Below are 19,693 nucleotides of genomic sequence, written 5' to 3' on the forward strand. Positions count from 1 at the left end.
GTTGGGCTGTTCGCCCATTAAAGCGGTACGCGAGCTGGGTTCAGAACGTCGTGAGACAGTTCGGTCCCTATCTGTCGCGGGCGTAGGAAATTTGAGAGGAGCTGTCCTTAGTACGAGAGGACCGGGATGGACGTACCGCTGGTGTACCAGTTGTCTCGCCAGAGGCATAGCTGGGTAGCTATGTACGGAGGGGATAAGCGCTGAAAGCATCTAAGCGTGAAGCCCCCCTCAAGATGAGATTTCCCAATTAGTAAGACCCCTTGAAGACGACGAGGTAGATAGGTTCGAGGTGGAAGTGCCGTAAGGTATGGAGCTGACGAATACTAATCGGTCGAGGGCTTAACCACAACACAAGCAACACTCACGCGTAACACCACGACTTGTTTCGTATCTAGTTTTCAGGGAATACTAAACCTGAAGTTATTGAGCTTGGAGAGATACCCAAGTGGCTCAAGGGGACCCTCTGCTAAGGGGTTAGACTGCGCAAGTGGTGCGAGGGTTCGAATCCCTCTCTCTCCGCCAGTTTTCACCAAGCAACAAAGCATCAATAGGCTTTTCATATGGCGGTGTAGCTCAGCTGGCTAGAGCGTACGGTTCATACCCGTGAGGTCGGGGGTTCGAGCCCCTCCACCGCTACCATAATTACAAATTGGATGGAGGCTTAGCTCAGCTGGGAGAGCATCTGCCTTACAAGCAGAGGGTCGGCGGTTCGATCCCGTCAGCCTCCACCATTCACTTTCACAAGTGAACATGCATTTCTTACACACTCATATGCCGCTGTAGCTCAATTGGTAGAGCAACTGACTTGTAATCAGTAGGTTGGGGGTTCAAGTCCTCTCGGCGGCACCAGTTTTCCAATGCGGAGCCGTGGTGTAGAGGCCTAACATGCCTGCCTGTCACGCAGGAGACCGCGGGTTCGAATCCCGTCGGCTCCGCCATCTTTTCTTTTTTTTTGCTCGAATCGGGCATACTAATTACATACGGCTCGGTAGCTCAGTCGGTAGAGCAGAGGACTGAAAATCCTCGTGTCGGCGGTTCGATTCCGTCCCGAGCCATTGGAGATATTTGCGTAGCGCGTGCGCAGCGTGGGTATCTCGCCTTGGAGGCTTAGCGAAGTGGCCAAACGCAGCAGACTGTAAATCTGTTCTCTCTGAGTTCGGTGGTTCGAATCCATCAGCCTCCATTTTCTTTAAGAGCCATTAGCTCAGTCGGTAGAGCACCTGACTTTTAATCAGGGTGTCGTAGGTTCGAGTCCTACATGGCTCACTTTTATACAAAAATGCAAGAACCCGTAAGGGTTCTTTTTTGTTTAATCACACAAACACCGCTGTGTTATTCAGCGGTGCGAGCGGAAAGCTTTTCGGCGACGGCTTGCATTTTTTGCTGGATGGAAGTTTCTTTATCGCGGCGGTCGTCGATTTTGATCGAGGTGGACACTCGTTGTGCGCCCTGCATAAACGGAATTTCATGGATCAGACGAATAACCTCGAATAGGCGATCGACCGGGCCTTCGATCAGCGTGCCCATTGCGGTCATTTCAAAGCGAATGCCCTCTTGGCGTTCCAACTCCGTATACAATTGCGCGACATAGCTGCTCAAGCTGGTACTGCCCGTGCCAATCGGAATGATGGTGAATTCTGCAATAGCCATAGCCAAGCTCCTTTGTGTGATCCTCAACATCTCTTCTGTTCTATTGTAGCGGAGCAGGCAAGTTTCGGGCAAGCGGGAGCGAGGTCCGCGTTGCCGTTGAACGGCTGATGACAACATGGCCCTTATCCGGCATGCTTGCCGTGCGGAGTGGAGAGCAGCATTGTCTGCTTGGTGTGACCGAAGTTCAAGGTGCAGCGATTTGTGGAAAAGTAAGCCCTCCATACGGCATCAATGCGATGTTGGGGCATGGGCGGGGGCATCGGCTGTGCAGTTCGCGGACAGCGGCGTTTAAATCGGAGATGGGATGGAAGCCGACCAATTCCGCCGTAGAGTCCGGCACGCTGGAATAAAGAAGGACTTCATGCCGATTAAGTACTTGAGCGATGCTTTCGATCTTGTGCGCGCCAAGCACGAAGCGCTCGCGCAGCATGCCGGTCATTCGTGCGGCATCGCCGATGGTTTCGATCCAGAATTGAAAGATGCCGTTGCCATAAAGCTCGGGGCATTGGGCTAACAGGAGAATACGTCCACCCTTGCGGGTGATGGCGGCGGCATTTTTTAGCGATTTCACGGCTTGGTAGAGCTGCGTGTCCTTGGGAAAGCCGCCGGCGGAGACGACGGTCAGCTCGTACCTTTGAGGGACGTCGACAAGAAAGCAGTCGCGAACGAGCTGCAGCCCGGCGCGATGGGCTGCGAGCACATCTCCGGCTACGGCTCCGAGCAGGTTCCTTTCATGATCGACAACGACATTTAGCAGGTAATGGACGGGAAGGAAGCGCAGCGCTTCCTCCATGTCGGAGCGAACGGCATTATCCGGGCTGCCGGGCTGCGCTTGTCCCCCGGAGCCAGCCGATAAGGCGTGATTGGCTTCGATGCAGGCAGCGGAAGCGACGCCTGGCACAAGCGCTTTGACGCCGCCGGAGATGCCGGCCAGATGATGAGGCTCAAGGTTGCCCGTCACCATGCGAAATTCAGCCTCGACAACGAGCCGATTGATTTCGACGGGGACGCCCCGGCTGGTCACGCCAAGGCGGATGCAATCTTCCGGTAGCGGCGAGTGATTGAGCACCGACACGCGACGGAAGGCGGCGGGGCCGACCAAGGCAGCGAGCTCATCGGCCGTCATTTTGCGGTGCATGCCGAGCGCGACAATGATGCGAATGGAGCCGTCAGGGATACCGGCAGCGTTCAGCTCGTCGAGCAGCCGCTCAAGGAAGACGTAGCTGGGGCAGAGCCGAGACATGTCGCTGATGAGAATCACAGCGGAGCGAAATCCCCGAGCCGCTTCCTGCAGCGCGGGAGCGCCGATCGGGGCGGAAAGAGCGCGGCTGATCTCTGCGTCGTCTGCGGTGAGGCCGCCCGCTGCCCCGGACCGGACCGGGCGCAGGCCAGCTGCCGAAGGCCGACGATAGCTGATCCAATCGGCCGATACGCCAGGAGGAAGCTCCAGCGTTACGCTGCTTTTCCCATAAGGCAGCACATACATGCGGGATCAGTCTCCTTTTTCACGTTTGCTGTCATTATTTCCCCGCAGGAAAAGTTTATGTACAGGTATGGGTGATTTCAGGAAAGGCAATCCTAAGAATGCCTGCATCGGCCCCAAGCTCGCGGCGGAGCCAGGCTTATCGGACTTAGGGGGGAATTGCCATGCCATACATCCTGCCGCTGCTGTGCAGTCTGGCGATTGTTTGCGGCGCTGTGCCGGTGATCCAGCGATTGGCGCTGCGGATTGGTTTTGTCGATCGTCCGAATTCGCGCAAAATTCATGCTACGCCCATTCCGCTTATGGGCGGATTGGCGATTTATATCGGCTGCGCAGCAGCGATGCTGTTATTTGCTCCCCACTCGGCGTTGACTCGCGCCGTACTGGTCGGCGGCACAATTTTGCTGGTCGTAGGTTTGACCGACGACTGGTTCAAGACGCGCGGCAAGGATTTCCCCGTCTGGCCCCGCCTGCTTGCCTACACGCTTGTTTCCGCTGTACCGCTCCTGTTCAATATCAATATTATCGGCATTACCAACCTGCATGCGCCGGGCATGATTCTTTTTCCGGTTTGGCTGACCTGGGCAGCTACAATGGCCTGGGTGTTCGGTATTACGAATATGATCAATTTCATCGACGGCGTCGACGGGCTGGCCTCCGGCATTGTCACGATCTCCTCGCTGACGCTGCTCGTGGCGGCTATGCTCAAGAAGCAGGATAGCTCAGCCGTTATGGCGGCGATTCTCGTTGGCGCTTGTCTGGCCTTCCTTGCGTTTAATTTCCATCCGGCCAAAATATTCATGGGCGACGCCGGTGCGATTTTTCTCGGCTATACGCTGGCGGTAACGGCGATTGACGGCGCCTTCAAAAGCGCAACGGTCGTCTCGCTGCTCGTTCCTGTGCTGGCGATCGGGGTGCCGATCATGGATACGCTTATTGTGTTCGCCCGGCGGTTTCTTGAGGGCAAGGGGCTGCATCGGGCCGACAAGCTGCACACCCACCACAGCCTGATGCAGTGGGGGCTGACGCAGACGCAGACGGTTTCCTTTTTGTACCTAGTGGGCGCGTTGTTCTCGCTGCTTTCCATTATTTTAGTGTTAACCTCCAGTTAAATCAGGGACCCGAACCAAAGTGTGGCGGCCTAAGCGGATAATCCCTTAGGTTTTTTTGCCGTGTTATCCATCGATTCGCGTCGAGAGGAAACATTTAAGGAGTGAAACGCTTTTTACTTACATGGTAACCTACTACTAGGGAAGAGAGACCATTCCCAAATCTACAAGATTGTATGGGAGGAACGGAACATGTTCAAAAGCTTCGCGCATCGCACCATCGGAATTACGGCTGCGGTGACGATCGCTATGTCGGGCACAACGGCGATTTCGGCTTTTGCCGCCACGAATGAAATGGACGCTGCATCCTTTACAAAGCTGTTCGTAGGCAAAGAATATACGCCTTATGCGGAAACGCCAGCCGAGGGCTTTGACGCCTCAGGATTCATTTATTATGTATTTCAGTCGTTTGACTACCAGGTGCCGCGCACCTTGGCCGATCAGTATAAAATGAACAAGCCGCCGGTCAGCGATTTGAATGCGCTGCAGCCGGGTGACGTGCTGTTCTTCGGCAGCGGCAAAAAGCCAACCTATGCAGGGATTTACGTCGGGGAGGGCAACATGGTCATGGCTTCGAAAAGCAGGGACCAGGTCGTCACGCGCAAGGTGAGCGATTACAAAAAAAGCTTTATCGGCGGCCGCCGCGTGCTGAATGCCGATGATCTTTACAGCGCGCAGCTGATCCTGACGGCGCGCCAATATTTGGGCGTTCCGTATCTGTTCGGCGCTAAATACGGCCAAACGAAAACGATGGACTGTTCCTCGTTTGTCAAAACGGTTTTCCACGAAATGGGCATCGAGCTGCCGCGCGTTTCCCGCGATCAGGCCAAGCAAGGCAAAGCCGTCAGCAAAAAGGATCTGACTGTAGGGGATTTGGTCTTTTTCACAACGAAGGAGTCCGGCTCGAAAATCGGACATGTCGGCATCTATGTCGGCAACGGCATGATGATTCATACTTACGGCGAAGGCGGGGTCAAATACAGCTCGATCAACAGCGACTGGTGGTCCAGTCACTATGTCACGGCACGCCGCGTTATTTCGTAATTCGCTTGAAGCTTACGCAAGAATCCTCCGGCTCCTTAGGGTATCGGGGGGTTCTTTTTTCGATAAGACTTACGATCTATGCTACAATAGGAGATAGCGCATACATATTAATAACCCTTGGGGAGCAGATACATGGACTGGGAACGATGGAAGGAACGGCTGGAGGCCGTATTGAATGTGCCGATGCAGCTGGCGCTGCTGCCGGAAGCCGAATGGCTGCGGCTTGTGGACGAGGAGCAGGGCGAGCGGCAGCTGGTGATTCGCAGCGTGCGGCGCGGCGACGACGTATTGTTCTTTCTGGGGCGGGAAAGCGGCGGCATTCGCGTACTGCAGGCGGCCGGCGACCGGCTTACGGCGTCGGAGCGGCAGTTGGTCGAGCTGACGCTGGAATCGAAGCAGGCCCAAGAGTGGAAGCTGGCCGGGGCGTATTTGAGCGAGGACGAGCGGCGGGCGAGCCAGCTTCGATCCTGGCTGCTGGAGCAGATGGAGCATGGGCATACGCATGCGGAGCTGCCCGATGTGCTTGCGGCGCAGTCGTCGCTGTATGCGGCCAAGCTGCCGCTGCTGCTGTATGGCGACTATTCGCAGAACCACAAGGTCTCTTATGCGGAGCTGAAAAAGCTGCTGGAAACTTTTTTCGACGAGGATATTCTGCTGATTCCGCTGCTGGAAAAGGAGTGGCTGATTCTGGGCTCGGAGAGCCTGCTGACCAGCGGAGGCGAGGAACGCGACGGCGATGAGGAGGAAAGCGTTGAAGAGACGCTGGAAGCGATCGGGGCCGGGCTTTATGAAATGCTGGCCAATGAATGGGGGGGCGAGTACCACCTGGCGATCGATTATCCGTTCAAGCCGGCGAAGTCGCTGCTGTCGACGATTTTGCAGCTGAGAGAATCGATTATGCTCGGCCGGACGTTCCACGTCGGCACGTACATTCACTTGCCTTGGGAGCTGCGTCTGGAGAAGCTGCTGCATCTGATCCAGGATGAGGAGAAGATCAAGTTCATGGATCAGGTGCTGCGCGGCACCGATCATTTGCTTGATGCCGAGACGTTGATGACGCTGGAGCATTTTTTCTCCTTGGACTGCAATGTGAGCGAAACGGCAAAGAAGCTGTATATCCACCGCAATACGCTGCTTTACCGTCTGGACAAGTTCAAGCAGGATACGGGTCTGGATGTGCGCACGTTCAATCACGCCGTTTTGGTGCGGCTCGCCTTACTATTGTACAAAGTAACGAAAAGAAAGTAGTTTTTTTGTGAGGATTGTGCATAGTCAGTCTGTGGGCTGTAGGGTAAGATGAATGTAGGAATTTTGATAACGTGTAGGGGGAATGAAACAATGGCAGGAGTACGCTTGAACCACATTGTAAAGAAATATGCCGGTGCAGAAGAATCGACGGTAAAGGACTTCCACCTGGAAATTAAAGATAAAGAGTTCGTAGTACTGGTTGGCGCTTCCGGTTGCGGTAAGTCGACAACACTGCGTATGATCGCAGGCCTCGAAGAAATTACGGAAGGTGAACTGTACATCGGCGACCGTCTGGTGAACGACGTAGCTCCGAAGGACCGCGATATCGCGATGGTGTTCCAATCCTATGCCTTGTATCCGCACATGACCGTTTATCAAAATATGGCATTCGGCCTCAAGCTCCGCAAATTCAAAAAAGCAGACATCGACACTCGCGTTCGCGAAGCAGCGAAAATTCTCGACATCGAGCACTTGCTGGATCGCAAGCCAAAAGCGCTCTCCGGCGGTCAGCGTCAGCGTGTTGCCTTGGGCCGCGCAATCGTTCGCGAACCGCAAGTATTCCTGATGGACGAACCACTCTCCAACTTGGACGCGAAGCTCCGCGTACAAATGCGCGCTGAAATCACGAAGCTGACGAAACGTCTGGGCGTTACAACGATCTACGTAACGCATGACCAAACAGAGGCGATGACGATGGGCGACCGGATCGTTGTTATGGATAAAGGCATCATTCAACAAGCGGCTACGCCAGAAGAAATTTACAACTTCCCGGTTAACATGTTCGTTGCAGGCTTCATCGGTTCCCCTTCGATGAACTTCCTGAACGGTAGCCTGGTGCAAGAAGGCGGTTCCGTACACTTTAAAACAAACGGTGTGAACGTAGAAATCCCTGCCGGTAAAGCGCAAGCCTTGAAAGATAAAGGCTACGTTGGCAAAGAAGTGATTCTCGGCGTGCGCCCTGAAGATATCCATGAGGAGCCTGTATTCCTCGAAGCTTCCCCGAATTCCATCGTGAACGTACACATCGAGCTGGCTGAAAACCTTGGCCACGAAATGTACCTGTACATCAACGGTATCGGCAGCGGAACGATCATTGCCCGCGTTGACGGTCGCGCCGGATTCAAAGAAGGTACGAACGTGAAATTGGCGCTCGACATGAACAAAGTGCATTTCTTCGACAAAGAGTCTTCTCTGTCGATCCTGAACGGCTAATAGCGAACACAAGGCCGATTCCTTTTTGAAGGAGTCGGTCTTTTTTCATTTTGTGAAGCGGCAGTTGATTTCGGGTAGCGATTGCATTACGATGAAATTATTGGCATATAAAGGAGATAGGAAGAATGGCGAAAAAAGTAAAGGTAGCGGACTTGGTCGAGCAGTTCCACATGGAAGTGCTTGCGGGAGAGACAGGGCTGAAACGGCCGATTACCGTTGCGGATTTGTACCGCCCGGGGCTGGAGATGGCCGGCTATTTTAACTATCACCCCCGGGAACGGGTACAAATGCTGGGGAAAACTGAGATTACGTTTTTGGAAATGCTGACGACGGGGGTGCGGCGTAACCGCGCCGAACAGCTGTGTGCGCCGGAGGAAACGCCTTGCATTGTGGTAACGCGCGGCCTGGTTGTGCCGGCCGAACTGCTGGACGAAGCGAACAAACGCGAGCTGCCGGTGCTGCGCAGCCAAATTTCAACGACGATTCTGGCAAGCCGGCTGACCGGATTTCTGGAAAATAAGCTGGCGCCAAGCACGACGATTCACGGCGTTCTGGTCGATGTGTACGGAATCGGGATGCTGATCACGGGAAGCAGCGGCATCGGCAAAAGCGAAACGGCGCTGGAATTGGTCAAGCGCGGCCACCGGCTGATCGCCGACGATGCGGTGGAGATTCGCCAGACAGCGGACCATGTGCTCACCGGCAACGCACCGGAGCTGATCCGGCACCTGCTGGAGATTCGCGGCGTCGGTATCATCAACGTGATGACGTTGTTCGGAGCGGGAGCGATTCGCAATATCAAGAAGATATCGGTTGTCGTGCGGCTGGAAAACTGGCAGCAGGACAAGCAATACGACCGGCTTGGGCTCGACGAGGAGCTGACGCGGATCATCGAAACCGATCTGCCGCTGGTGACGATCCCGGTACGACCGGGCCGAAACCTGGCGGTCATTGTCGAGGTCGCAGCGATGAACTACCGCTTGAAGCGGATGGGCTACAATGCGGCTTTGCAGTTCACGAACAAGCTGACGGAGTCTTTGTCCGACGATTTCGAGGATTTCGATTGAGAAGCGCGGCGTAATCGCCGGCTAAAGGAGGAAATGAAGCAAGTATGTTGAATCCCATTGCTTTTTCTGTAGGGCCGATTGATGTCCATTGGTACGGTATTATACTGGGGACAGCGGCGCTGGTGGGCTTGCTGCTGGCTGTACGCGAGGGTAAGCGCTTTGGCATGTCACCCGATTTTTTCATGGATTTGCTGCTGATCGGCGTGCCTTCGGCGATCGTTGGTGCCAGACTTTATTATGTTGTGTTTCAATGGAGCGATTACAAAAATAATCTCGCGGAAATTTTCATGATCTGGCATGGCGGCATCGCGATTTACGGCGCTTTGATCGGCGCCATCATCGGGGCTTATATATATACGCGGCGCAAGGGCTATAGCTTCTGGAGAATCGCCGATATTTGCGCACCCAGTCTGATCGCCGGTCAAATGATCGGCCGCTGGGGCAATTTCGTCAATCAGGAAGCGCATGGCGGGCCGGTCTCGGAATCGTTTTTGCGCGATACGCTGCATCTGCCGGGCTGGATTGTCAATCAGATGGATATTCAGGGCGTTTTTTACCATCCGACGTTTTTGTACGAATCGATGTGGAATCTGGTTGGGCTTGTCGTGCTGCTGTTGCTGCGCCGCCGCCCGTTCCTGCGTGCCGGCGAGCTGTTTATCGGCTACTTCATCTGGTATTCGATCGGCCGGTTTTACGTGGAAGGTCTGCGTACCGACAGCCTGGATTTCACAGGGCCGGCTTGGCTGGCGGGCTTGATGAACGCGATCTGGTCGCCGATGAAGCTCGTATTTGAGCCGGGCGTATTGACGTATGGCGGCAATGTCCGCATCTCGCAGCTGCTGTCGGTGCTGATTGTAGTTGCAGCCATCGTGCTGGTCGTTGTGCGCCGCAAGAAGGGCTTGGCCCAGTCGCGTTACAGCGACCCGCTGATCTCCAGCAAGTCGCAGACGCCTGCGGGCGGGGCGGATCCGGCGGAGGCTGAACGGAACGCCAAAGGAGCGGAATATGACTCAAATCGTGTTGTTTGATCTGGACGGCACCATTGTCGATACGAACGAATTGATTGTGCAATCGTTTTTGCATTGTCTGGATGGCGAGACGGCGGAGCCGGTGACGCGGGAGTTCATCATCCCGAATATGGGTAAACCGCTCGTCGAGCAACTGGAGCAATTCAGCGGCCGCAAGGATACGCAGTCTCTGATGGAGAAATACCGTGCGTTCAATCTGTCCAATCACGACAGTCTGGTGCGCGAATTTCCACATGTACGCGAGGTGCTGGCCGAGCTGCATCGGCGGGGCTTGAAGATCGGCATTGTGACGAGCAAAATCCGCAAGACGACGCTTATGGGTTTGAAGCTGTGCGGTCTGGAGACGTTTGTCAGCGCCATTGTGACGGTGGAGGATGTGAGCAAGCCCAAGCCCGACCCGGAAGGCATCCGCTTGGCTCTGCAGGAGCTGGGCGGCACGCCGGAGGAAGCGGTGATGGTCGGAGACAGCCATTACGATATTGAAGCAGCGCAGCGGGCCGGCGTGAAAGCCATCGGCGTATCCTGGTCGTGGAAGGGGCGCGCGTATCTGGAAACGTTCAAGCCCGACTATATGATCGACGATATGCGTGAGCTGCTGCCGATTGTTGGAGCGACGGTGGATGCGTCTTGAGGAACACCCGACGTTATCCAGTTGAGGGCAATAATGCGCTCTGGCAAATATACGGTACGGTGAGCAGATGGAAGGCGATCCGCAACTTTATTTTCATCCAGATCAGCCGTTATAGTCCGTCGCTGGCGCTGAAAAACTGGATTTACCGCCGCGTTCTTGGCATGAAGGTGGGGGAAAGCAGCGCGTTTGCGCTGATGGTGATGGTCGATGTGTTCTTCCCGGAGAAAATCAGCGTCGGCCGCAATTCGATCATCGGCTACAACACGACCATTCTCGCCCACGAATATTTGATCAAGGAGTACCGCTTGGGCGAGGTGCGGATTGGCGATCATGTGATGATTGGCGCGAATACGACGATTTTGCCGGGCGTGACCATCGGCGATCATGCGGTTGTCGGTGCAGGCTCGGTTGTGCATAAGGATGTCGAGCCGTATAGCTTCGTGGCCGGTAATCCGCTGCAGGTGATCCGCAAGGGGCGGAGCGACGGGGCAGCGGGAGCGGAACGGGAGACGGTTGAGCAAGGAGCAGAGATGTAAGCGAGACCAGATCAGGGTCAGAAAAGTCAGGATCAGGTCAGATGAGATGAGGTCAGAATCAGGACCAGGATCAGGACCAGGATCAAGACCAGGATCAAGACCAGGATCAGGGCTAGGATCAGGGCAAAGACCAAGATCAAGACCAAGATCAAGATCAAGACCAAGATCAAGATCAAGATCAGGGCAAGACCGGAGCAAGGGGAAAGGCTGTCCGAAAGCAGTGAGCAAACTGCTGGCGGGGCGGCCTTTTGTGCGTGATGCGGCCGGTTGGGCGATGAAGCGAAGATGGGGGGATAGCTGCGGCAGACCGGCAATGCGCGGGCTGCTGAGGGGCAGGTCCGGCGGTCGGAGAGGCAGGGCGTGCGAGCCGGAAACCGCTACTCGTATCGCATGAACAACGGGACGCAGGGGTACGGATAGGCCGGGGGTAGGCCGCGAAACCGGACAAGGAGCAGGAGGGAGGGAGTGGCTGGAAAAGTGCAAGGAAACCCTTTTTGCGCCATTGACGCTCCGGGCGGTTCCGTGATAAACTTACCGTACCTTCTTTATTTTGGTAGCATGGTAGTATGGTAGTGAACTAAAGTGTTTTAGGATATTGACAGGTATACGAGCCGCGCTGCGGCCGTTTGCACACTATAAGTTTGAGGTGAGACGGTGTCTAAACCAAAGGTTTTTGAAAAGCCGATCGGCGTGAAGGATTATTTGCCCGAAGCGGTGGCCCGTTTGCGGAGCATTGAGCGCCGTGTGCTGGCTTGCATGGAGCGTTGGGGGTATCGGCAAATTATTACGCCGACGCTGGAGTATTACGATACGGTCGGTACGGCGAGCTCGACGGAGGACAAGAAGCTGTTTAAGCTGCTGGACCGCAAAGGAACGACGCTGGTGCTGCGTTCCGATTTGACGGCTCCAATTGCCCGTGTGGTCTCGTCCTTGTTGAAGGAGCAGCGGTTTCCGCTGCGGCTTTCGTACCATTCCAATGTGTTCCGGTCGATTGAGGAAGAAGCCGGTCGGGACGCGGAATTTTTCCAGACGGGGGTAGAGCTTGTCGGAGATGCGACGCCGGAGGCCGATGCCGAGGTGGTTGCACTGGCGATTGCATCGCTGCAGGCGGCGGGTGTGGAGAAGTTCAAGATTGCGCTTGGTCATGTCGGCTTTCTGAACGGGTTGTTTAATGAAACGCTGGCCAGCCGCGCCGACGCGCAGGCTGCCTTGAAGGATTGCCTGCTCAGCCGCGACCATGTCGGCTATCGCGAGCGGATTCGCGGGCTGGCGCTGAGCGCCGAGGTGACAAAGGAGCTGGAGGGCGTGCTGCGGCTCCGCGGCGGCAAGGATATTTGCGCGCAAGCGAAGCTGCTGTCGGCTGATCCGGAAGCGCAGCAAGCGATCCATCATCTGTGCGAGGTGTGGGATGTGCTGCAGGCGTACGGAGTTAGCGAGCATGTCGTGATCGATTTGACGATGATCGGCGATTTCTCGTATTACACGGGCATGACGTTTGAAGGTTATGCTTCGGACCTGGGCTTCCCGGTGTGCAGCGGCGGCCGTTATGACAATTTGCTGGCGCAATTCGGGCGGCCGGCTCCGGCGACGGGCTTTGCGCTGAAGACGAACCGGATTCTTGAGATTGTCGGCACCGCGCAGCCTGACGCGGGCGAGCGCACGCTGATCGCTTACACGGCAGAACGGCGAGGCGAAGCGCTGCAGCGAGCCCAGGAGCTGCGCTGCCTGTGGAGTCCGGAGGCGTTGACAGAGCCGGAGACGCCGGTACAGGTGGTGACGATGCTGTTCGAGGACGTTCAGGCGATCGAGCGGGCAGTGCAGGAGCAGGGCGGATGCAAGCTCGTGTTGGGACATGTTTTTGATCAAGTAGAGGTATGGGCTGCGCGGTCTTAGGCTGGAGCGGCTGCTTACGAACCGGGCTTCCTGCGAGGAGGCCCGAAGGGAGCGAACGGAATGGACGATATTTTGAAGGTTGCAATGCCGAAAGGCCGCATTTATAAACAAGCATCGAAGCTGTTTCATAAGGCTGGGCTGCCGATCCCGGAGGATCTGGAGGAGTCGCGTCGGCTGATTATTCCGGTGCCGGAGGCGCGGATGGAATTTATTCTGGCCAAGCCGGTGGATGTGCCGACTTATGTGGAATACGGCGTCGCCGATATCGGCGTGGTGGGTAAGGACGTGCTGATGGAGGAAAATCGCAATGTGTATGAACTGCTCGACCTAGCGATTGCTCGCTGCCGGATGTCGGTCATTGGGCTGCCGGACTGGAAGCCGGTCATTCATCCGCGGGTCGCGACGAAGTATCCGCATGTGGCGTCGCAATATTTTCGCGAGCAAGGTCAGCAGGTGGAAGTGATCAAGCTGAACGGCTCGATTGAGCTGGCGCCGCTGATCGGGCTGGCTGACCGGATCGTCGATATGGTGGAAACCGGGCAGACGCTGCGGGAGAACGGCTTGGTGGAGCAAGAGGAAATCTTCCAAATTACGAGCCGTCTGATTGCCAACCGGGTCAGCTACCGGATGAAAAACGAAGCGATCCAGCGCCTGTGCGATAAGCTGCAAGCGGTACTGCCGGTATCGACGCAGGCGTAGACGGAAGCGTCTGGGCAGCGGGAGCGTCCGGCTGAGCGGAACGGCGGGCTGTGCACCGTCGTCGGGAAAAGCGGCAGCCGCAGACGGCGGGGCGCTGGGCGCTCCAAGCAGCGTCTCACGTGTAATTGGCTGCGCCTGCGCACCGCATAGGGTAGCGGAAGGCGGCCGCTGCGTGGGCGGGGTGCTGTTGCCGGTGCGATGGCGCGACAACGTGACGATGTGATGGCGTGACGGCGTGGAGTCAATCAATCAAGCGATTTAATGAAAGGATGAGGGATATGCGGATCATACCGGCTGCGGAGTTTCAGCTTAACCGGGAGGTGGAGTACGGCTCTCCCGAGCAGAACGACAGCGTGCGCCGCATCATCGACGCGGTGCGCGCGGAGGGCGACGCGGCACTGCGCCGTCTGTCGGCGCAATTCGACCGCGTCGAAATCGGCGCGCTGCGGGTGAGCGACGAGGAGGTGCAGGCGGCGTATGCGCAGGTCGACGCCGCGTTCGTGGCGGCGCTGCGGCAGGCGGCCGCGAATATTCGCGCGTTTCATGAGAAGCAGAAACGCGTGTCGTGGATGGACCTGCAGCCCGACGGCAGTCTGCTGGGCCAGGTGATCCGACCGCTGAAGCGGGTCGGATTGTACGTGCCGGGAGGCAAGGCGGCCTATCCCTCCTCCGTGCTGATGAACGCCATCCCTGCGGTGGTGGCGGGGGTGCCGGAGATCGTGATGGTCACGCCTCCCGCGACGGCCGGCGAAGCGGGCATCAACCCGCACATTCTGGTCGCCGCTGCTGAGGCGGGTGTGCGGGAAATCTACCGCGTCGGCGGGGCGCAAGCCGTAGCTGCGCTGGCCTACGGCACAGAATCGATCCCGGCGGTCGACAAAATCGTCGGGCCGGGCAACATCTACGTCGCGCTGGCCAAGCGCTACGTGTTCGGCGTCGTCGATATCGACATGATCGCCGGGCCGACCGATATCGTCGTGCTCGCCGACGATCAGGCTGATCCGGCCTACGTCGCGGCCGATCTGCTGGCGCAGGCGGAGCACGACGAGATGTCGCCTGCGATTCTCGTCACGCCGTCGCGCGAGCTGGCGGCGGCAGTTGACGCCGAGCTGGCGAAGCAGCTCGACGTGCTGCCCAAGAAGGCGATCGCTGCCGTCTCGACCGCGAACAAAGGGGCGATTCTGCTCGTCGACAGCCTGGAGGAAGGCATCGACGTGATCAATCGCCTCGCGCCCGAGCATGTGGAGCTGCTCGTGGACAATCCGTTCGCGTGGTTGCCGCGCGTCGAGAACGCCGGTGCAATTTTCCTCGGCACGTACAGCTCGGAGCCGGTCGGCGATTATTTCGCCGGTCCGAACCATGTGCTGCCGACGAACGGCACGGCGCGGTTCTCGTCGCCGCTGAACGTGGACGATTTTATCAAGAAATCAAGCGTGATTCATTATAGCAAGGAAGCGCTGCTGGCGAACGGCGAGATGATTATGACGCTGGCCCGCAACGAGGGGCTGGAGGGTCATGCCCGCGCGATCCAAGTGCGATTGGACAAGGAAGGGAAGAAATGACGATGGCCGAACAAAACCGCGCTCGCACGGCGAGCGTTGACCGCAAGACGAATGAAACCGACATTCAGCTTACTTTTCAGGTGGACGGAACGGGCGTGTCGGAGATCGAAACCGATGTACCGTTTCTCAATCATATGCTTGATCTGTTTACCAAGCACGGCCAGTTCGATTTGAAGGTGACGGCGAAGGGCGACATCGACATCGACGACCATCATACGGTCGAGGATATCGGCATTTGCCTCGGGCAGACGTTGCGCGAAGCGCTGGGCGACAAACGCGGCATCAAGCGGTATGCGAGCGTGTTTGTGCCGATGGACGAGGCGCTGGCGCAGGTCGTGATCGATATCAGCAACCGGCCGCATTTTGAATACCGGGCGTTGTATCCGTCGCAGACGGTGGGCAGCTTTTCGACCGAGCTGGTGCATGAGTTTCTGTGGAAGCTGGCGCTGGAGGCGCGGATGACGTTGCATGTGATCGTACACTACGGGCACAATACGCACCACATGATTGAAGCGGTGTTCAAGGCGCTGGGCCGCGCGCTGGATGAAGCGACGTCGATTGACCCGCGCGTGCAGGGGGTTCCTTCCACGAAGGGAGTGCTGTAGGATGATCGCGATTATCGATTACGGCATGGGTAATTTGCACAGCGTCAGCAAGGCGGTGGAGCGGCTCGGTCATACGGCCGAGGTCACGGGCGATCCGGAGCGGATTCTCGCGGCTGACGGCGCGATTCTGCCGGGCGTGGGCGCGTTCGGCGACGCAATGGTTCATTTGCGCGAAAGCGGGCTGAACGAGACGGTGGTGCAGTTTGCTGCATCGGGCAAGCCGCTGCTGGGTATTTGCCTTGGCATGCAGCTGTTGTTCTCCGGCAGCGAGGAGCATGGTCAGCATGAAGGGCTGGGCCTGCTGCCCGGTCAGGTGGTGCGCTTCCAGGGCAGCTACAAGGTGCCGCATATGGGCTGGAACAAGCTGGTCTATACGCAGGAAAGTCCGCTGCTGGCAGGGATCGAGGAAGGTCACGTCTATTTCGTGCATTCGTACCACGCCAAGCCGGAGAACGACGGAGATTTGCTGGCGGTGACCGACTACCATCAGCCGGTGACGGCGATTGTCGGACGCGGCAATGTGTACGGCATGCAGTTTCATCCGGAGAAAAGCGGTCCGATCGGGATGCGGCTGCTCGATAACTTTTTGAAATTGGGCTAAGAGGAGCGGAAGAGATGTCTTCGTTTATTATTTATCCGGCCATTGATATTCGCGATGGCAAAGCGGTGCGGCTCATGCAAGGCGACTACAACCGCGAGACGGTGTACAATACGAATCCGCTGGAGGTTGCCCAGGAGTGGGAAGCGCAGGGCGCAGCCTGGATTCATCTGGTTGATCTGGACGGCGCGAAGGCCGGCTATCCGGTCAACGACAAGCTGATCGGGCAAATTGCCCAAAGCGTGAAGGTGCCGGTGCAAATCGGCGGCGGCCTGCGCACGGAGCAGGATGTGGACCACCTGCTCGCGCTTGGCGTGTCGCGGGTCATCCTCGGCACGGCGGCGATTGAGGATCGCGGGTTCGTCTACAAGCTGCTGGCGAAGCACGGCGAGAAGGTGGCGATCGGCATCGATGCGCGCGACGGCTATGTAGCGACGCGCGGCTGGCTGGAAACCTCGCAGGTGAAGGCCGAGGATTTGGCGGTGGATTTGGCTGAGCATGGCGCCAAAACATTTATTTTTACGGACATCTCCCGCGACGGGATGATGGGCGGTCCGAATACGCAAGCGATTGCGCAGCTGGCGCAGGTGTCCGGCCAGACGGTGATTGCGTCGGGCGGAGTGAGCCGCATGGAGGACCTGCTGCGGCTGTCCGAGCACGCGGCGCAAGGCGTGGGCGGAGCGATTGTCGGCAAGGCGCTGTATACCGGCAGCATCAAGCTGGAGGAAGCGGTGCGGCAAATCGGCGGCGGCCAGGCGTAGGCAACGGCGGCGAACGGGCCGAGGGGCACGGCGTGCGGTAGCGTACTGCACGGGCTAGACAGCCGCTGTACGGCTGGCACCGCGCTCCGGGAGTCGCGCGGGGTGCGGGATTGCAGCGTTGGAGAGCGTGCTGCGGTGAGCCCGAGGTGACGGACGGTGGCGGATGTAAGCCGAGCCGTGCGGGTGCAACGGACGCCATATGGCGCTCCGCGAGCGGACGCGGCGCGGAAGTACGGCGATGAGAAAGGAGACGGCAGGATGCTGGCGAAACGAATTATTCCTTGTCTGGACGTGAAGGACGGCAGGGTGGTCAAGGGCGTAAACTTCGTGAATCTGCGCGATGCGGGCGATCCGGTGGAGCTGGCGGCGATTTACGACCGCGAGGGCGCCGACGAGCTGGTATTTCTCGATATTTCGGCTTCGCATGAAGGACGGGCCACGATGGTCGACGTTGTGCGCAAGACGGCAGGCGAGATCACGATTCCGTTCACGGTCGGCGGCGGCATTGCCAGCGTGGACGACATGAAGCGGCTGCTGCGTGCGGGCGCCGACAAAATCGGGATCAACACAGCGGCGGTGCTCAACCCGCAGCTCGTGTCGGACGGCGCGCGCCGCTTCGGCTCGCAATGCGTGGTGGTGGCGATTGATGCGAAGTTCAATGCCGAATGGGGCGAGTGGGAGGTTTACACCCACGGCGGCCGCAAGGCGACCGGCATCAAGACGCTGGAGTGGGCCAAGCGGATGGAGGAGTTGGGCGCAGGCGAGCTGCTCTTGACGAGCATGGACGCCGACGGCACGAAGGACGGCTTCGACCTGAAGCTGACGAGCGCGGTGTCGCAGCGGGTCGGCATTCCGGTCATCGCATCCGGCGGCGCGGGGACAGCGAACCATTTTTACGACGTGTTTACGGAAGGCAAGGCGGACGCCGGATTGGCGGCGACGATTTTTCATTATAAAGAATTGACGATTCAAGGGGTCAAAGACGACCTCAAGGGCAAAGGAGTGGAGATTCGATGACAGCGCTGCTGGATACGATCAAATTTGACGAGCAGGGTCTCGTCCCGGCTATTGTGCAGGACGCGATCAGCAAGGAAGTGCTGATGATGGCGTACATGAACCGGGAGTCGCTGGAGCGGACGGCGGCGACGGGCGCAACGTGGTTCTGGAGCCGCTCGCGTCAGGAGCTGTGGAACAAGGGCGCAACTTCCGGTCATACGCAAAAGGTGAAGGCGCTGCGCTACGATTGCGACGCGGACACGCTGCTGGTGCTGGTTGAGCAGTCCGGTCCCGCCTGTCATACGGGCAGCTACAGCTGCTTTACGCACAGCATTCCGGTGGCGGAAGTGACTGCTGAAGGCGGCGAAGCCGTGCAAGGCGATCGCTTTGCGATTCTGTCCGCGCTGGAAGCGGTGATTGCTTCGCGTGACGCCGAGCGTCCCGAAGGCGCCTATACGACCTATTTGTTCGAAAAAGGCGTCGATAAAATTCTCAAGAAGGTCGGCGAAGAAACGGCCGAGGTCATCATCGCTGCCAAAAACAACGACAACGACGAGCTGCGTTATGAAGCGAGCGATCTGATTTTCCATCTGATGGTGCTGCTGCGCAACAACCGGCTGCCGCTGGACGATGTGATGAAGGAACTGGAGCGTCGGCACGTCAAGAAATAAAAACGTCAGGACCTGGAGTGATACGAACGATGTTGATTGATTATCACACACATCATGTACGCTGCGGTCACGCCTCCGGCGAGCTGGAGGATTACGTCAAGCGCGGCATCGAGATCGGGCTCACGCAGTTGGGGCTGTCGGATCATATGCCGCTTTTGCATGTGGACCCGGCGACGTATTGGCCCGAGATGGCGATGCCAATGGCGGAGCTGCCGCATTATGTCGAAGAATGTCTGCACCTGAAAGAGAAATATAAGGAGCAGATCGATATTCGCGTCGGGCTGGAGGGAGACTACATCGAAGGCTGCGAAGCGGAAATTGCCGCGATTGTGAACGCGTATCCTTGGGATTACGTGATCGGCTCGGTGCATTTTCTCGGCGAATGGGACATTTCCGATTACCGTCAGGTGGCCGGTTGGGAAGGCCGCGACGTGTACGAGGTGTACGCGCAGTACTACGATGCCGTGCAGAAGGCGGTGCGCACCGGGTTCTACGACTACATCGGGCACATCGATGTGATCAAGCGCTTCGGCTACAAGCCGGACCGCGATCCGTGGGAGCTGGAGAAGGCGGCGCTCGATACGGTGAAGGCGCACGACATGGCGATTGAGCTGAACGCGTCGGGGCTGCGCATGCCGTGCGCAGAGATGTTCCCCAGCCGGAGGATGCTCGAATATTGCCGCGAAATCGGCATTCCGCTGACGATTGGATCGGACGCGCACCAGCCGGAACGGCTGTCCCAATATTTGGATGAGGCGCGCGCGCTGCTCAAGGATGTCGGTTTTAACGAAATAGCCACATTTTCAGCCAGAAAGCGACAGCTTGTTACTTTTTAAAAGCGGCATCTTTCAGTATAATGAATATGGCATGAATATATTAGGATGAACCATCGGAGGTAAC

The 19,693-nt window shown here is 57.5% G+C and carries 19 protein-coding genes, 8 tRNA genes and 1 rRNA gene; 26 read left to right on the plus strand and 2 right to left on the minus strand.

Annotated features, from left to right (window positions below; genetic code table 11):
- The 9 genes from B5M42_RS06480 to B5M42_RS06520 form a co-directional block, all read left to right on the plus strand.
- Positions 1-347, plus strand: a 23S ribosomal RNA gene (locus tag B5M42_RS06480); the annotation flags it as partial.
- An 84-nt stretch (positions 348-431) separates the two neighbouring features.
- Positions 432-522, plus strand: a tRNA-Ser gene (locus B5M42_RS06485).
- Between the two features lie 40 nt (positions 523-562).
- Positions 563-639, plus strand: a tRNA-Met gene (locus B5M42_RS06490).
- 16 nt (positions 640-655) lie between these two features.
- Positions 656-731: transfer RNA gene (locus B5M42_RS06495), tRNA-Val, on the plus strand.
- Positions 732-773: 42 nt separating this feature from the next.
- Positions 774-849: transfer RNA gene (locus B5M42_RS06500), tRNA-Thr, on the plus strand.
- Between the two features lie 12 nt (positions 850-861).
- Positions 862-938 (plus strand) — tRNA-Asp (locus B5M42_RS06505).
- Between the two features lie 44 nt (positions 939-982).
- Positions 983-1,055 (plus strand) — tRNA-Phe (locus B5M42_RS06510).
- A gap of 46 nt (positions 1,056-1,101) precedes the next feature.
- A tRNA-Tyr gene (locus B5M42_RS06515) sits at positions 1,102-1,183 on the plus strand.
- A 10-nt stretch (positions 1,184-1,193) separates the two neighbouring features.
- Positions 1,194-1,266 (plus strand) — tRNA-Lys (locus B5M42_RS06520).
- 66 nt (positions 1,267-1,332) lie between these two features.
- On the opposite strand, the gene B5M42_RS06525 is transcribed toward B5M42_RS06520, so the two are convergent.
- A complete protein-coding gene (locus B5M42_RS06525; protein ID WP_134753779.1) occupies positions 1,333-1,650 on the minus strand; it encodes an MTH1187 family thiamine-binding protein in 318 nt (105 codons plus the stop codon).
- Between the two features lie 184 nt (positions 1,651-1,834).
- A complete protein-coding gene (locus B5M42_RS06530; protein WP_134753781.1) occupies positions 1,835-3,136 on the minus strand; it encodes a nickel-dependent lactate racemase family protein in 1,302 nt (433 codons plus the stop codon).
- A gap of 161 nt (positions 3,137-3,297) precedes the next feature.
- Between B5M42_RS06530 and B5M42_RS06535 the strand changes: the two genes are divergently transcribed.
- The 17 genes from B5M42_RS06535 (at position 3,298) to hisJ (ending at position 19,629) form a co-directional block, all read left to right on the plus strand.
- The gene (locus tag B5M42_RS06535) at positions 3,298-4,245 is read left to right on the plus strand and encodes an MraY family glycosyltransferase (protein WP_134753783.1); all 948 of its coding nucleotides are present in this window, start codon (positions 3,298-3,300) and stop codon (positions 4,243-4,245) included.
- Positions 4,246-4,434: 189 nt separating this feature from the next.
- Entirely contained in the window at positions 4,435-5,286 is an 852-nt protein-coding gene (locus B5M42_RS06540; protein ID WP_134753784.1) for a C40 family peptidase, read from the plus strand.
- A 132-nt stretch (positions 5,287-5,418) separates the two neighbouring features.
- On the plus strand, positions 5,419-6,534 hold the full coding sequence (locus tag B5M42_RS06545; RefSeq protein ID WP_134753785.1) for a PucR family transcriptional regulator: 1,116 nt from the start codon (positions 5,419-5,421) through the stop codon (positions 6,532-6,534).
- A gap of 90 nt (positions 6,535-6,624) precedes the next feature.
- Positions 6,625-7,746, plus strand: coding sequence for an ABC transporter ATP-binding protein (locus B5M42_RS06550; RefSeq protein WP_134753786.1), 1,122 nt, complete (start codon positions 6,625-6,627; stop codon positions 7,744-7,746).
- 125 nt (positions 7,747-7,871) lie between these two features.
- Entirely contained in the window at positions 7,872-8,813 is a 942-nt protein-coding gene (gene hprK, locus B5M42_RS06555) for an HPr(Ser) kinase/phosphatase (protein WP_134753788.1), read from the plus strand.
- Between the two features lie 44 nt (positions 8,814-8,857).
- Positions 8,858-9,841: a prolipoprotein diacylglyceryl transferase gene (gene lgt, locus B5M42_RS06560; RefSeq protein WP_134753790.1), complete on the plus strand. Its 984-nt coding sequence runs from the start codon at positions 8,858-8,860 to the stop codon at positions 9,839-9,841.
- Positions 9,819-10,472 (plus strand): pyrophosphatase PpaX, encoded by a 654-nt coding sequence (gene ppaX, locus B5M42_RS06565; RefSeq protein WP_134753792.1) that lies wholly within the window; start codon positions 9,819-9,821, stop codon positions 10,470-10,472. The genes lgt and ppaX overlap by 23 nt, the downstream gene beginning before the upstream one ends.
- Positions 10,469-11,008, plus strand: a complete 540-nt coding sequence (locus B5M42_RS06570; RefSeq protein WP_134753794.1) for an acyltransferase — start codon at positions 10,469-10,471, stop codon at positions 11,006-11,008. Before ppaX ends, B5M42_RS06570 begins: the two co-directional genes overlap by 4 nt.
- 654 nt (positions 11,009-11,662) lie before the next feature.
- A complete protein-coding gene (locus B5M42_RS06575; protein ID WP_134753796.1) occupies positions 11,663-12,901 on the plus strand; it encodes an ATP phosphoribosyltransferase regulatory subunit in 1,239 nt (412 codons plus the stop codon).
- 60 nt (positions 12,902-12,961) lie between these two features.
- A complete protein-coding gene (gene hisG, locus B5M42_RS06580; protein WP_134753801.1) occupies positions 12,962-13,600 on the plus strand; it encodes an ATP phosphoribosyltransferase in 639 nt (212 codons plus the stop codon).
- A 278-nt stretch (positions 13,601-13,878) separates the two neighbouring features.
- Complete coding sequence (gene hisD, locus B5M42_RS06585) at positions 13,879-15,162, plus strand: histidinol dehydrogenase (RefSeq protein WP_134753803.1); 1,284 nt, start codon at positions 13,879-13,881, stop codon at positions 15,160-15,162.
- A gap of 2 nt (positions 15,163-15,164) precedes the next feature.
- Positions 15,165-15,767 (plus strand): imidazoleglycerol-phosphate dehydratase HisB, encoded by a 603-nt coding sequence (gene hisB / locus B5M42_RS06590; protein ID WP_134753943.1) that lies wholly within the window; start codon positions 15,165-15,167, stop codon positions 15,765-15,767.
- A gap of 1 nt (position 15,768) precedes the next feature.
- On the plus strand, positions 15,769-16,368 hold the full coding sequence (gene hisH / locus B5M42_RS06595; protein WP_134753805.1) for an imidazole glycerol phosphate synthase subunit HisH: 600 nt from the start codon (positions 15,769-15,771) through the stop codon (positions 16,366-16,368).
- A 14-nt stretch (positions 16,369-16,382) separates the two neighbouring features.
- Complete coding sequence (gene hisA / locus B5M42_RS06600; protein ID WP_134753807.1) at positions 16,383-17,126, plus strand: 1-(5-phosphoribosyl)-5-[(5-phosphoribosylamino)methylideneamino]imidazole-4-carboxamide isomerase; 744 nt, start codon at positions 16,383-16,385, stop codon at positions 17,124-17,126.
- 258 nt (positions 17,127-17,384) lie between these two features.
- Positions 17,385-18,143 (plus strand): imidazole glycerol phosphate synthase subunit HisF, encoded by a 759-nt coding sequence (gene hisF, locus B5M42_RS06605; RefSeq protein ID WP_134753809.1) that lies wholly within the window; start codon positions 17,385-17,387, stop codon positions 18,141-18,143.
- Positions 18,140-18,793: a bifunctional phosphoribosyl-AMP cyclohydrolase/phosphoribosyl-ATP diphosphatase HisIE gene (hisIE, locus tag B5M42_RS06610; protein WP_134753811.1), complete on the plus strand. Its 654-nt coding sequence runs from the start codon at positions 18,140-18,142 to the stop codon at positions 18,791-18,793. The genes hisF and hisIE overlap by 4 nt, the downstream gene beginning before the upstream one ends.
- Before the next feature lie 29 nt (positions 18,794-18,822).
- Complete coding sequence (gene hisJ / locus B5M42_RS06615) at positions 18,823-19,629, plus strand: histidinol-phosphatase HisJ (RefSeq protein WP_134753813.1); 807 nt, start codon at positions 18,823-18,825, stop codon at positions 19,627-19,629.
- Positions 19,630-19,693 lie beyond the last annotated feature (64 nt).

This window comes from Paenibacillus athensensis (genome assembly GCF_004514475.2).
Lineage (GTDB): Bacteria > Bacillota > Bacilli > Paenibacillales > NBRC-103111 > Paenibacillus_AL > Paenibacillus_AL athensensis.

What these genes read in the sequence shown, in the direction of transcription:
- hisH (WP_134753805.1), top strand. Translation starts at nt 15,769, where the DNA reads ATGATCGCGATTATCGATTACGGCATGGGTAATTTGCACAGCGTCAGC.
- B5M42_RS06535 (WP_134753783.1), top strand. Translation starts at nt 3,298, where the DNA reads ATGCCATACATCCTGCCGCTGCTGTGCAGTCTGGCGATTGTTTGCGGC.
- B5M42_RS06525 (WP_134753779.1), bottom strand. Translation starts at nt 1,650, where the DNA reads ATGGCTATTGCAGAATTCACCATCATTCCGATTGGCACGGGCAGTACC.
- hisB (WP_134753943.1), top strand. Translation starts at nt 15,165, where the DNA reads ATGGCCGAACAAAACCGCGCTCGCACGGCGAGCGTTGACCGCAAGACG.
- hisIE (WP_134753811.1), top strand. Translation starts at nt 18,140, where the DNA reads ATGACAGCGCTGCTGGATACGATCAAATTTGACGAGCAGGGTCTCGTC.
- B5M42_RS06545 (WP_134753785.1), top strand. Translation starts at nt 5,419, where the DNA reads ATGGACTGGGAACGATGGAAGGAACGGCTGGAGGCCGTATTGAATGTG.
- B5M42_RS06540 (WP_134753784.1), top strand. Translation starts at nt 4,435, where the DNA reads ATGTTCAAAAGCTTCGCGCATCGCACCATCGGAATTACGGCTGCGGTG.
- hisG (WP_134753801.1), top strand. Translation starts at nt 12,962, where the DNA reads ATGGACGATATTTTGAAGGTTGCAATGCCGAAAGGCCGCATTTATAAA.
- lgt (WP_134753790.1), top strand. Translation starts at nt 8,858, where the DNA reads ATGTTGAATCCCATTGCTTTTTCTGTAGGGCCGATTGATGTCCATTGG.
- hisA (WP_134753807.1), top strand. Translation starts at nt 16,383, where the DNA reads ATGTCTTCGTTTATTATTTATCCGGCCATTGATATTCGCGATGGCAAA.
- B5M42_RS06550 (WP_134753786.1), top strand. Translation starts at nt 6,625, where the DNA reads ATGGCAGGAGTACGCTTGAACCACATTGTAAAGAAATATGCCGGTGCA.
- hisJ (WP_134753813.1), top strand. Translation starts at nt 18,823, where the DNA reads ATGTTGATTGATTATCACACACATCATGTACGCTGCGGTCACGCCTCC.
- hisF (WP_134753809.1), top strand. Translation starts at nt 17,385, where the DNA reads ATGCTGGCGAAACGAATTATTCCTTGTCTGGACGTGAAGGACGGCAGG.
- B5M42_RS06530 (WP_134753781.1), bottom strand. Translation starts at nt 3,136, where the DNA reads ATGTATGTGCTGCCTTATGGGAAAAGCAGCGTAACGCTGGAGCTTCCT.
- hprK (WP_134753788.1), top strand. Translation starts at nt 7,872, where the DNA reads ATGGCGAAAAAAGTAAAGGTAGCGGACTTGGTCGAGCAGTTCCACATG.
- ppaX (WP_134753792.1), top strand. Translation starts at nt 9,819, where the DNA reads ATGACTCAAATCGTGTTGTTTGATCTGGACGGCACCATTGTCGATACG.
- hisD (WP_134753803.1), top strand. Translation starts at nt 13,879, where the DNA reads ATGCGGATCATACCGGCTGCGGAGTTTCAGCTTAACCGGGAGGTGGAG.